This is a genomic window from Streptomyces sp. NPDC030798 (assembly GCF_055572275.1).
Genome location: NZ_JBVIDR010000006.1, coordinates 112488 through 124883 on the forward strand (window position 1 = coordinate 112488; position 12396 = coordinate 124883).

General features: G+C 71.1%; 10 protein-coding genes. 2 read left to right on the forward strand and 8 right to left on the reverse strand.

Going from position 1 to position 12396, the window contains the following annotated elements:
- Positions 1 to 5: 5 nt before the first annotated feature.
- The 5 genes from ACZ404_RS15715 to ACZ404_RS15735 form a co-directional block, all read right to left on the reverse strand.
- Positions 6 to 971, reverse strand: a complete 966-nt coding sequence (locus tag ACZ404_RS15715; RefSeq protein WP_468440018.1) for an HpcH/HpaI aldolase/citrate lyase family protein — start codon at positions 969 to 971, stop codon at positions 6 to 8.
- Positions 968 to 2995: a protein meaA gene (locus ACZ404_RS15720; RefSeq protein ID WP_468440020.1), complete on the reverse strand. Its 2028-nt coding sequence runs from the start codon at positions 2993 to 2995 to the stop codon at positions 968 to 970. The genes ACZ404_RS15715 and ACZ404_RS15720 overlap by 4 nt, the downstream gene beginning before the upstream one ends.
- 18 nt (positions 2996 to 3013) lie before the next feature.
- Positions 3014 to 4351, reverse strand: coding sequence for a crotonyl-CoA carboxylase/reductase (gene ccrA / locus ACZ404_RS15725; protein WP_468440581.1), 1338 nt, complete (start codon positions 4349 to 4351; stop codon positions 3014 to 3016).
- A 396-nt stretch (positions 4352 to 4747) separates the two neighbouring features.
- Positions 4748 to 5566, reverse strand: coding sequence for a TetR family transcriptional regulator (locus ACZ404_RS15730; protein ID WP_468440022.1), 819 nt, complete (start codon positions 5564 to 5566; stop codon positions 4748 to 4750).
- Positions 5567 to 5726: 160 nt separating this feature from the next.
- Positions 5727 to 7532 (reverse strand): 3-hydroxyacyl-CoA dehydrogenase family protein, encoded by a 1806-nt coding sequence (locus tag ACZ404_RS15735; protein WP_468440024.1) that lies wholly within the window; start codon positions 7530 to 7532, stop codon positions 5727 to 5729.
- A gap of 368 nt (positions 7533 to 7900) precedes the next feature.
- On the opposite strand from ACZ404_RS15735, the gene ACZ404_RS15740 reads away from it, so the two are divergent.
- Positions 7901 to 8482 carry an adenylosuccinate lyase gene (locus tag ACZ404_RS15740; RefSeq protein ID WP_468440026.1) on the forward strand — a complete coding sequence of 194 codons (582 nt, stop codon included), beginning with the start codon at positions 7901 to 7903 and terminating at the stop codon, positions 8480 to 8482.
- 7 nt (positions 8483 to 8489) lie between these two features.
- Here the strand turns inward: ACZ404_RS15740 and ACZ404_RS15745 are convergent, their stop codons facing one another.
- From ACZ404_RS15745 to ACZ404_RS15755, 3 genes are all read right to left on the reverse strand, one after another.
- Positions 8490 to 9008, reverse strand: a complete 519-nt coding sequence (locus tag ACZ404_RS15745) for a GNAT family N-acetyltransferase (RefSeq protein WP_468440028.1) — start codon at positions 9006 to 9008, stop codon at positions 8490 to 8492.
- A gap of 63 nt (positions 9009 to 9071) precedes the next feature.
- Positions 9072 to 10640 carry an alpha/beta hydrolase gene (locus ACZ404_RS15750; RefSeq protein ID WP_468440030.1) on the reverse strand — a complete coding sequence of 523 codons (1569 nt, stop codon included), beginning with the start codon at positions 10638 to 10640 and terminating at the stop codon, positions 9072 to 9074.
- Positions 10641 to 10776: 136 nt separating this feature from the next.
- Positions 10777 to 11814 carry an Rv2578c family radical SAM protein gene (locus ACZ404_RS15755; protein ID WP_468440032.1) on the reverse strand — a complete coding sequence of 346 codons (1038 nt, stop codon included), beginning with the start codon at positions 11812 to 11814 and terminating at the stop codon, positions 10777 to 10779.
- Positions 11815 to 11949: 135 nt separating this feature from the next.
- Between ACZ404_RS15755 and ACZ404_RS15760 the strand changes: the two genes are divergently transcribed.
- Positions 11950 to 12393, forward strand: a complete 444-nt coding sequence (locus tag ACZ404_RS15760; RefSeq protein ID WP_468440035.1) for an SRPBCC family protein — start codon at positions 11950 to 11952, stop codon at positions 12391 to 12393.
- Positions 12394 to 12396 lie beyond the last annotated feature (3 nt).

Here is a 12396-nt window from a genome sequence, read left to right on the forward strand (position 1 = left end):
CGCGCTCAGGCCTCCGGGATCTCGAACTTCGACGTGCGCTGCATGCCGGCCGCGCGGCCCTTGCCCGAGATGACCAGCGCCATCTTGCGGCTGGCCTCGTCGATCATCTCGTCGCCGAGCATCGCCGAGCCCTTCTTGCCGCCCGCCTCGGACGTGTAGTAGTCGTACGCGTCCAGGATCAGCTCGGCGTGGTCGTAGTCCTCCTGGGAGGGCGAGAAGATCTCGTTGGACGCCTCGACCTGGCCCGGGTGCAGCACCCACTTGCCGTCGAAGCCGAGCGCGGCGGCGCGCCGGGCGACCTCGCGGTAGCCCTCGACGTTGCGGATCTGCAGGTAGGGGCCGTCGATCGCCTGGAGGTTGTTGGCGCGGGCGGCCATCAGGATCTTCATCAGGATGTAGTGGTAGGCGTCCGCCGGGTAGCCGGGCGGCTGCTCGCCCACGACGAGGGACTTCATGTTGATGGAGGCCATGAAGTCGGCCGGGCCGAAGATGATCGTCTCCACGCGCGGGGAGGCCTGCGCGATCTCGTTGACGTTGTTCAGGCCCTGCGCGTTCTCGATCTGCGCCTCGATGCCGATCTTGCCGACCTCGAAGCCCATCGTCTTCTCGATCTGGGTGAGCAGCAGGTCCAGCGCGACGACCTGCTGGGCCGTCTGCACCTTCGGCAGCATGATGCAGTCGAGGTTCTGGCCGGCGCCCTCGACCACGGTCACGACGTCGCGGTACGTCCACTCGGTCGTCCAGTCGTTGACGCGCACCACGCGGGTCTTGCCGGTCCAGTCGCCCTCGTTGAGGAACTTGACGATGGTGTGGCGCGCCTCGGGCTTGGCGAGCGGCGCGCACGCGTCCTCGAGGTCCAGGAAGACCTGGTCCGCCGGGAGACCCTGCGCCTTCTCCAGGAACCGGGGGTTCGACCCCGGAACCGCCAGGCAGGAGCGCCGGGGGCGAAGGCGGTTGACAGGCGTGGTCATGCGGGGACCTCCAGAGGGTCGAGCTTGTTCGCTTTCCGGATCTCGTCGACGATGCGGCCGATGATTCCGGTGATGTCGAAGTCCTTCGGGGTGAAGACGGCGGCCACTCCGGCTTGCTTCAGCTGCTCGGCGTCACCATTCGGGATGATGCCACCGGCGATCACCGGTATATCTGTGGCACCGGCCACACGGAGTCGTTCCAGCACGTCCGGCACGAGCTGGGCGTGCGAGCCCGACAGGATCGACAGGCCCACGGCGTGGACGTCCTCGGCGAGGGCCGCGTCGACGATCTGCTCCGGGGTGAGCCGGATGCCCTGGTAGACCACCTCGAACCCGGCGTCGCGCGCGCGGACGGCGATCTGCTCGGCTCCGTTGGAGTGCCCGTCCAGGCCGGGCTTGCCGACCAGGAAGCGCAGTTTGCCGACGCCCAGCTCGCGGGCGGTGGCGTCCACCTTGGCGCGGACCTCGGCGAGCGCGGAGCCCGGCTCGGCGGTGACCGCCACCGGCGCGGAGGAGACCCCGGTGGGCGCCCGGAACTCGCCGAACACCTCGCGCAGGGCACCGGCCCATTCGCCGGTCGTGACACCGGCGCGGGCGCACTCCAGCGTGGCCTCCATGAGGTTGTCGGTGCCCTTGGCGGCCTCCTTCAGCTTCTCCAGCGCCTTGCAGGGGCGCGGGTGGTTGAAGGGCGGCTGGTAGCGGGTGTCGCGCCAGTTCTGCAGGGAGGCGATGACGCGGGCCTCGACCGCCGGGTCGACCGTCATGATCGCGGTGTCCAGGTCGGCCGTCAGCGGGTTCGGCTCGGTGCCCTCGAAGGCGTTGACACCGATGATCTTCTCCTCGCCGGACTCGATCCGGGCCCGGCGCTCGGCGTGCGAGGAGACCAGCTGGGACTTCAGGTAGCCGGACTCCACGGCGGCCATCGCGCCGCCCATCTCCTGGATGCGGTCGATCTCCGCGAGGGCGTCCGTGACCAGCTGGTCCACCTTCGCCTCGATCACCTTCGAGCCCTCGAAGATGTCCTCGTACTCCAGCAGGTCGCTCTCGTAGGCGAGCACCTGCTGGATGCGCAGGCTCCACTGCTGGTCCCAGGGGCGGGGCAGGCCGAGCGCCTCGTTCCAGGCCGGCAGCTGGACGGCACGCGCGCGTGCGTCCTTCGACAGCGTCACCGCGAGCATCTCCAGCACGATGCGCTGGACGTTGTTCTCCGGCTGCGCCTCGGTCAGACCGAGCGAGTTGACCTGGACGCCGTAGCGGAAGCGGCGCTGCTTGGGGTTCTCGATGCCGTACCGCTCGCGCGTGATCCGGTCCCAGATGCGGCCGAAGGCACGCATCTTGCACATCTCCTCGATGAAGCGGACGCCCGCGTTGACGAAGAAGGAGATGCGGGCGACGACGTCCCCCATGCGCTCCTGCGGCACCTGCCCGGAGTCGCGCACGGCGTCGAGGACGGCGATCGCGGTGGACATCGCGTACGCGATCTCCTGCACCGGCGTGGCCCCGGCCTCCTGCAGGTGGTAGCTGCAGATGTTGATCGGGTTCCACTTCGGGATGTGGGAGACCGTGTACGCGATCATGTCCGTCGTCAGGCGGAGCGACGGCCCCGGCGGGAACACATGGGTGCCCCGGGACAGGTACTCCTTGACGATGTCGTTCTGGGTCGTGCCCTGGAGCTTGGTGATGTCCGCGCCCTGCTCCTCGGCGACGACCTGGTAGAGCGCCAGCAGCCACATGGCGGTGGCGTTGATCGTCATCGAGGTGTTCATCTGCTCCAGGGGGATGTCCTGGAACAGCCGGCGCATGTCACCGAGGTGCGAGACGGGCACGCCCACCCGGCCGACCTCGCCGCGGGCGAGGATGTGGTCGGGGTCGTAGCCGGTCTGCGTCGGCAGGTCGAACGCCACCGACAGACCCGTCTGGCCCTTGGCGAGGTTGCGCCGGTACAGCTCGTTGGACGCCTCGGCCGTGGAGTGGCCGGCATACGTGCGCATGAGCCACGGCCGGTCCTTCTGACGCTCAGTCATCTATGACCTCTGGTGTCCTCAGACGTTGCGGAAGCGGTTGATGGCGTCGATGTGCTTGGCGCGCATCTCCTCGTCGCGCACGCCCAGGCCCTCCTCGGGGGCCAGGCACAGCACGCCGACCTTGCCCTGGTGCAGGTTGCGGTGGACGTCGTAGGCCGCCTGGCCGGTGTCCTCGAGCGAGTACACCTTCGACAGCGTCGGGTGGATCTTGCCCTTGGCGATGAGGCGGTTGGCCTCCCAGGCCTCGCGGTAGTTGGCGAAGTGGGAGCCGATGATCCGCTTCAGCGACATCCACAGGTAGCGGTTGTCGTACTCGTGCATGTAGCCCGAGGTCGAGGCGCAGGTGGTGATGGTGCCGCCCTTGCGGGTGACGTAGACCGAGGCGCCGAAGGTCTCGCGGCCGGGGTGCTCGAAGACGATGTCGATGTCCTCGCCGCCGGTCAGCTCGCGGATGCGCTTGCCGAAGCGCTTCCACTCCTTCGGGTCCTGGGTCTGCTCGTCCTTCCAGAACTTGTAGCCCTCGGCGTTGCGGTCGATGATCGCCTCGGCGCCCATCGAGCGGCAGATGTCCGCCTTCTGCGGCGAGGAGACGACGCAGATCGGGTTGGCGCCGCCGGCCAGCGCGAACTGCGTGGCGTAGCTGCCGAGGCCGCCGCTCGCGCCCCAGATGAGGACGTTGTCGCCCTGCTTCATGCCGGCGCCGTTGCGGGAGACCAGCTGGCGGTAGGCGGTGGAGTTCACCAGGCCCGGGGCCGCGGCCTCCTCCCAGCTCAGGTGGTCCGGCTTCGGCATGAGCTGGTTGGACTTCACCAGCGCGATCTCCGCCAGACCGCCGAAGTTGGTCTCGAAGCCCCAGATGCGCTGCTCGGGGTCGAGCATCGTGTCGTTGTGGCCGTCGGAGGACTCCAGCTCGACGGAGAGACAGTGGGCGACGACCTCGTCACCGGGCTTCCAGGCGTTGACGCCGGGGCCGGTGCGCAGGACGACGCCCGCGAGGTCGGAGCCGATGATGTGGTACGGCAGGTCGTGGCGCTTGGCCAGCTCGTTGGTGCGGCCGTAGCGCTCCAGGAACCCGAACGTGGACAGCGGCTCGAAGATCGAGGTCCACACCGAGTTGTAGTTGACGGAAGAGGCCATGACGGCCACCAGGGCCTCGCCCGGGCCCAGCTCGGGCAGCGGCACGTCGTCCAGGTGGATCGACTTGCGCGGGTCCTTGTCGCGGGTCTGCAGGCCCGCGAACATCTCCGTCTCGTCCTTGTGCACGGTGATCGCGCGGTACGACTCGGGGAGCGGCAGGGCGGCGAAGTCGGCGGACGTGGCGTCCTTCGACTGGATCGCGTCCAGGATGTCCTTCACGGTCACGGTGTTGCCTCCGGCGGTGAGCGCCCTGAGGGAGGGGCGCTGAGGGTTCGTCGGTGCTGCGATGAGTGCTGCTGAGGGTTTTCGAGGGTGTGCCGTCGGTTCGGCGGGTGGTGCTTCGGCAGCGCGTGGTGGCGCGGGAGGTTGCCTGTGACGCAGGCGTTCGGGCGCGCAGGTGATGGTCTGCGGGGACAGCCCGGACACCCTCAACGTATGACACCGCGTGTCACCCCGCAAGGCACTGAGTGCCAGAACTTCCCCTCAGATGAAATCTTTACTTGACAGATGAGCGATGATCGATCGAATGGGCCTCTTTCGGCGGGTCAAAAAGGGCGCTGACATGCAAAAACGGCCACCCGGAGGGTGGCCGTTGTCACAGCGGGGAAGGGCGGTTCAGCGCTCCTTGAGGGCCTGTTCGATGGTGCGCATGACCTCTTCCAGGGGCGCGTCGGTGCGCGCCACGGTCACCAGCACCTCGCCCTCGACGGACGCCGCCGCGGGCGCGGAGGCGGCCGGCCGGGGAGCCGTGCCGCGCCCGGCGCCGATGCCGGTGCCGAACGTCTTGCGCACGATCGCGAAGGCGTGGTCGAGCTGCGCCTCCACGTCCCCCTGGCCGCCGGCCCGCAGCCAGCGCCTGAGGACGTGGTTGTGGGCGGTGACGACGGCGGACGCGGCGACCTCGGCCAGCAGCGGGTCGTCATTGGCGTCGTCTGCGTGCGCGTGCTCGTCGAAGTGGCCGAGCAGATAGCGGGTGAACAGGCGCTCGTAGCGGGCCACCGAGGCGATCTCGGCCTCCCGCAGGGTGGGCACCTCACGCGTCAGCTTGTAGCGGGCGACCGAGATCTCCGGCCGGGCCGCGTACATCTTCATGACTTCCTTGATCCCGCGGCACACCGTGTCGAGCGGATGTTCGTGCGCGGGGGCGGCGTTCAGCACCGCCTCGGCGCGGATCAGCGTGTCGTCGTGGTCCGGGAAGATCGCCTCTTCCTTGGAGCGGAAGTGGCGGAAGAAGGTGCGGCGCGCGACCCCGGCCGCGGCCGCGATCTCGTCGACGGTGGTCGCCTCGTACCCCTTGGTCGCGAACAGTTCCATCGCTGCGGCCGCCAGTTCTCGGCGCATTTTCAGCCGCTGGGCGGCGGCGCGACTGCCTGCGGCACTTTCCGGCGCGTCGGGCGTGGCTGGTGTACGGGAGGACTTGGCGGGCTGGGACATGTCCCGAACGTACTGCATGTGCGCAGCTCGGTGCGCAGGTCCCGGGTTTCCCCCGCCCCCGGGGGACGGGGGCGACCCCGGCCCGGCGGGGGCGTGATGCCCCGCCGGGTCGAGCAGTCCGCCCCAGTCCGGCTGAGTCCGGAACCAGTCGCCGACGCCGTCAGCGGCGGGCATACTCGCGGAAGCCGCGGCCGGTCTTGCGGCCGAGGCAGCCCGCCGCCACCAGGTGCTCCAGCAGCGGCGCCGGGGCCAGGCCCGGGTCGCGGAACTCGCGGTGCAGCACCTGCTCGATGGCCAGCGAGACGTCCAGGCCGACGACGTCCAGCAGCTCGAAGGGGCCCATCGGGTAGCCGCCGCCCAGCTTCATCGCCGCGTCGATGTCGTCCAGCGACGCGTAGTGCTCCTCGACCATCTTGATCGCGTTGTTCAGGTACGGGAACAGCAGCGCGTTCACGATGAAGCCGGCGCGGTCCCCGCAGTCGACGGCGTGCTTCTTGATCCGGGCGCACACCTCGCGGACCGTCGCGTGGACGTCGTCGGCGGTCAGCACCGTGCGGACCACCTCGACCAGCTTCATCGCCGGCGCCGGGTTGAAGAAGTGCATGCCGATCACGTCCTGCGGACGCGAGGTGGCCCGGGCACAGGCGACCACGGGCAGCGAGGAGGTGGTGGTCGCCAGGACCGCGCCCGGCTTGCACACCTTGTCCAGCGCCTCGAAGAGCTGCCGCTTGATCTGCAGGTCCTCGGCGATGGCCTCGACGGCCAGGTCGACGTCGGCGAACGCGTCGTAGGAGCCCGCCGGGGTGATCAGGTCCAGGGTCTGGGCGGCGGCCTCGGCGGTCATCCGGCCCTTGTCGACGGAGCGGGCGAGGGACTTGCCGATCCGGGCCTTGGCGGCCTGGGCCTTCTCCTCGCTGCGGGCGGCGAGGACGACCTCGTACCCGGCCTTGGCGAAGACCTCGGCGATGCCGGAGGCCATGGTGCCCGAGCCGGCGACGCCGACGGAGCGGACCGTGCGTCCGGCCGTCGCGGAACCGCCCGCGGCCGGGGTCAGGGCGTCCGGGACGACCGTGGCGCTGCCCGGCGCCTCGTAGGTGTAGAAGCCGCGCCCGGACTTGCGGCCGGTCAGGCCCGCCTCGCTGAGCTGCTTCAGGATCGGGGCGGGGGCGTGCAGCCGGTCGCGGGACTCGGCGTACATCGCGTCCAGGACGGTCCGCGCGGTGTCGATGCCGATGAGGTCCAGCAGCGCGAGCGGGCCCATGGGCAGGCCGCAGCCGAGCCGCATCGCCGCGTCGATGTCCTCGCGGGAGGCGTACTTGGCCTCGTACATCGCGGCGGCCTGGTTGAGGTAGCCGAACAGCAGCCCGTCCGCGACGAACCCGGGGCGGTCGCCGACCGCGACCGGCTCCTTGCCCAGCTCGATCGCCAGGTCCGTGACGGCGGCGACGGCCCCCGGCGCGGTCAGCACCGAGGAGACCACCTCGACCAGCTTCATCGCCGGCGCCGGGTTGAAGAAGTGCAGGCCGAGCACGCGCTCGGGGCGGGCCGAGTCGGCGGCGAGCCGGGTGACCGAGAGGGCGTTGGTGCCGGTCGCCAGGATCGTCTCGGGGCGGACGATGCCGTCCAGCTCGCGGAAGATCTGGTGCTTGATCTCGTACGACTCCGGGACCACCTCGATGACCAGGTCGGCGTCGGCCGCCGCGGCGAGGTCGGTCGAGACGCGGACCCGGGCCAGGACGCCGGCGCGCTCCTGCTCGGTGAGCCGGCCGCGCTCCACGGCGCGGGCGGTGGCGGACTCCAGGGCGGCGAGCGACGTCGCGGCCTGGGCCTCACTGATGTCGATGCCGATCACCTCGCGGCCGGCCTTCGCGAGGACCTCGGTGATGCCGGTGCCCATGGTGCCGAGGCCGACGACGGCGATCGTCTTGAGCGGGGACAGGGAAGGGTCGGACAGGGGAGTGGCCATCGCGGGACTCCAGGAATGAGGGTGACGACTGAGGAGCGCGCCGGGTGCGCCGGGAGGCGCACCACGGGGCGTGAGAAGTGCGGGTGTGGCCGGGCTGCAAGCGCACACGCCCGGTGCCGTGAACCTCGGGCGTGCACACGCCCGGGAGCGGCTGTATCCGACCGGCCCTGTCCCGGAGCCGAGTCGCACTGCGGTACCGAGGTACCGAACCGACTTCACTCACGACGGCTGCGTCACCAAACCGTCGTCAGCGGTTGCGAGAGGGTTGCTCGCTCGAATGAGCTTAACCGGCCGGTAACGAGCACGCTAGTCCCCGGAGTTTGTGATGTAGCTCCCTCGGCGCCCGCAGGGCCCCTACGCTGGTGCTCGTGGACGAAGAGTTGCGATCGCTCACGGAGCGCTTACGGCAGGAGTCGCACGGCTCGGCGGCGTACGAGGGGCTGCTGGCGACCGAGGACCACGACGACCTGGCGGAGGTGCTCACCGCGCCCGGGCAGCCGCTGTGGGCCCGGGAGCTGGCCGCGTTCCGGCTGGGCCTGGCCGGCGACCGGCGGGCCTTCGAGTCCCTGGTACTGCTGCTCAACCACCGCGACCCGCCCCGCTGCGCCTCTGCCGCGCACGCCCTCGCGCGCCTCGGCGACCCGCGCACGGCGCGTGCGGCGGCCGCGCTCGCCACCAACGAACTGCGCGTCGCCTACGCCCTGCACCCGGTACGGCTCCTGGTCGAGCTGCGTGCCCCCGAGGCCGTCCCCGCGCTGATCACCACCCTGGAGCGCCGGCTGCGCCCGCACGACCCCTACCGGCGGGTGGCCCTCGCCTGCGTGGAGGGCCTCGGCACGCTCGGCGACGCACGCGCCCGGCGTGTGCTGACCGAGGCCCTCGCGCACCCGGCGCTCGCGGAGGCGGCGGTGCACGCGCTGGCCCGGATCCCGGAGCAGAAGCGGCGCTGACGCCCGGTCAGAGCGCCCTGGCGTAGCGCACCTCGGGCACGGGCACGCCGTCCACGTCGAAGGGTTCCTCGGCGCCGTCGGGGCGGAACCCGGCCCGCTCGTAGAAGCGGCGGGCGCCGGCGTTCTCCTTCAGCACCCACAGGAACATGCGCGGGGACCCCGAGCACCGCTCGACCGCCTCGGCCAGCAGCGCCCGGCCGATGCCGGCGCCCAGACGGGCGGGGTCGACGTAGAGCGCGTACAACTCGGCGTCCCCGGTGCGCGTTTCACCGTCCCGGTACGGCCCGTGCGCGGCCCAGCCGACGACCTCGCCGCCCCGCTCGGCGACCAGGTTCACCACCGAGCCGTCCCCCCGCGCGTACCAGTCCCGGCGCCGCTCGGCGTCCGCCGCGACACTGAGCGCGTCGAGGTGGGGCTGCGGCATGAGCCCCCGGTAGGCGTGCTGCCAGCCGCGCACACGGATCTCCGAGACGCGCTCGCAGTCGGCGAGGTCCATGGGGCGGATGCGGATGAGCCGGTCGTCCATGACGGCACCCTAGGCAGCGGCACGCCCGGCGCGCTCGGGATTATCCGGCCCGCCGCCTCGCGCTCAGGGGCGGAAGCCCAGCAGACCGTGCAGCACCGAGCCGCGTGAGGAGGCCGGGGTCGCCTTCGCCGCCGACGGCTTGGGGTCGGGCGACTTCGGGCAGACCGCGTCCGCCTCCCCGGCGCCCTGCGGGACCGTGCCGTCGGCCAGATAGGCGGCCAGGTACCGGTCCAGGCAGGCGTTGCCGCTCAGGGTGATGCCGTGGTTGCCGCCGCCCTGCTCGACCACCAGGCCGGAGCGGGCCAGCAGCCGGTGCGCCAGCACCCCGCCGGAGTAGGGCGTCGCGGCGTCGTCGGTCGCCTGGAACAGCAGTGCCGGCGGCAGCTTGCCGTTGGTGACGCTCACCCGCTGCAGCGCGCCGGTCGGCCAGAACGCGCAGGGCGCGTTGTACCAGGCGTTGTTCCAGGCCATGAAGGGTGCCTTCGCGTACATCGCCGAGGTGTCCGCCCGCCACCGGGTCCACGAGTGCGGCCAGGCCACGTCACGGCACTGCACCGCCGTGTAGACGCTGTACCCGTTGTCGCCGGAGGGGTCCACCGCGGCGAAGTGGCGGTAGGCCTCCACCAGGGGCTCGGAGTCGTGGTCGTTGACGTAGGCCGCGAACGCCTCCGCCAGATAGGGCCAGTAGCCGTTGTAGTAGCCGCCCGGGATGAAGGTGTCCTCCAGCTCGGCGGCGCCCACCCTGCCGCCCGCCGGCTTCTTCGCCAGCGCCGCCCGCATCGCGTACCACTTCGCCCCGACCCGCTCCGGGTCCGTGCCGAGCCGGTACGTCGCGTCGTACCGGGCGATCCACGCCATCAGCGCGCGGTGGCGGTCGTCGAAGGCCCGGTCCTGGGCCAGGTTGTCGTCGTACCAGACGCCGGTCGGGTTCACGATCGAGTCCAGCACCAGCCGGCGCACCCGCTCGGGGAACAGCTTCGCGTACACCGCGCCGAGGTAGGTGCCGTAGGAGTAGCCGAAGTAACTGAGCTGCTGCGCGCCCAGGGCCTGCCGTACCGCGTCCATGTCCCGTGCCGCGTCCACGGTGTCCATGTACGGGAGCACGCGCGCGTACCGGCGGCCGCAGTCGGCGGCGAAGGACCGGGCGCGCTCCAGGTTCCGCTGCTCGAGGGCGGGCGTGGCGGGCACGGTGTCCGGGCGCACCGGCCCGAAGTGACCGGGGGCGCAGTCCAGGGCCGGGCTGCTGCGGCCCACCCCGCGCGGGTCGAAGCCGACGACGTCGTACTGCGCCGCCACGCTCCTGGGCAGCGCCGAGGCGACGAATCCGGCGAGCGCCAGACCGCTGCCGCCGGGGCCGCCGGGGTTGACCAGCAGCGGGCCCTGGGAGGTCGCCGCGGTGTGCGGCACGCGCGAGAGGGCGAGGGTGATCTGCGTGCCCGACGGGTCCGCGTGGTTCAGCGGCACCTTCAGGGACGCGCACTGCAGCGTCGGGTAGTCGCTGGTGCCGCACGCCTTCCACGCGGGCTTCGCCGGGGCGGCGGAGGCGGTGGCCCGGGCGGGTACGGCCGCGACCGAGCCCGCCAGCACGACGCCGGCTGCCGCGGCGCACAGCACGGCTGCGCGAGTTCTCATGGGGCCTCCCGGGACGGCGGGTGACGCGAACCGCGCGGGTCACGGTTCTCGCCGCATCGTCCCGGCAGAGACGCCCGGAAGAACATGTTCTGTCAATAGTTGACCCAATTGGGCCGAGGGATGCCCTCCAACGCCCTCAGATGAGGGTGAGCTGGGTCGGTTCGGACACCGCCGGGGGTTCCGGATCCGCCGGCCGGATCCGCCGGGCCAGACCCGCGCGCGTGGGGCCGATGCCGTACTCCTGGGCCAGCTCGTGCACCTGACGGGTGATCCGGCGCTGGTACCACTTGGGCGCGTAGGCGCCCTCCGCGTACAGCCGCTCGTAGCGGCGCACCAGGTACGGGTGGTGCTGCCCGAGCCAGGCCATGAACCACTCCCGGGCGCCCGGCCGCAGATGCAGCACCAGGGGCGTCACCGAGGTCGCCCCGGCCGCCGCGATCGCCCGTACCGTCTCGCGCAGTTGGGCCGGGTGGTCACCGAGGAAAGGAATGACCGGCGCCATCAGCACCCCGCAGCCGATCCCGTGCTCGCCGAGGGTCCGTACGACGTCCAGCCGGCGCTCGGGCGCGGGCGTGCCCGGCTCCACCGTGCGCCACAGCGCGGGATCGGTGAAGCCCACGGAGACCGAGATGCCGACGTCGGTCACCTCGGACGCGCGCACCAGCAGGTCCAGGTCGCGCAGGATCAGCGTGCCCTTGGTGAGGATGGAGAAGGGGTTCGCGTGCTCGGTGAGGGCGGAGATGATGCCCGGCATCAGTTGGTAGCGGCCCTCGGCGCGCTGGTAGCAGTCGACGTTCGTGCCCATCGCCACGTGATCGCCGTGCCAGCGGCGCGAGGCGAGCTGGCGGCGCAGCAGCTCGGGCGCGTTGACCTTCACGACGATCTGGGTGTCGAAGCCGATCCCCGTGTCGAGGTCCAGGTAGCTGTGCGTCTTGCGGGCGAAGCAATAGACGCACGCGTGCGTGCAGCCGCGGTACGGATTCACCGTCCACTCGAACGGCATGCGCGAGGCACCCGGCACCCGGTTGAGGATCGAGCGGGCCCGCACCTCGTGGAAGGTGATCCCGCGGAACTCCGGCGTGTCGAAGGTACGGGTCGTGACGGCGTCCGCGCCGAACAGCGCGGCGTCGGCCCGGCCGTGTTCGGGCTCCTCGGTGAGGTTCTCCCAGCGCATGACGCCTCCTCGGTAGCACTGCCCCACACAATAGAACATCTGTTCCCATGATCGTGCGGTCCCCGATTTGGGCGCCCGGGCGCCGGGGTGGTTGGCTTGCCCCAAGTACGGCAGAACTGGTCCTGGAGGAACGCAATGGCGCAGGTCGAGGCCACTACGGAGCGGGTCGTCGCGGCGGACGCGGAGAAGGTGTTCGACGCCCTCGCCGACTACCGCGACACGCGGCAGAAGCTCCTGCCCGAGCACTTCAGCGAGTACGAGGTGCGCGAGGGCGGCGACGGCGAGGGCACCCTCGTCCACTGGAAGCTCCAGGCCACCAGCAAGCGGGTGCGCGACTGCCTCATGGAGGTCAGCGAGCCCACCGACGGCGAGCTGGTGGAGCAGGACCGCAACTCCTCCATGGTCACCACCTGGCGCGTCACCCCCGCCGGCGAGGGCGCGTCCCGCGTCGTCGTCACCACCACCTGGAAGGGCGCCGGCGGCATCGGCGGCTTCTTCGAGAAGACCTTCGCGCCCAAGGGCCTCGGCCGGATCTACGACGCGATCCTCGCCAACCTCGCCGCCCAGGTCGAGAAGTAGGTT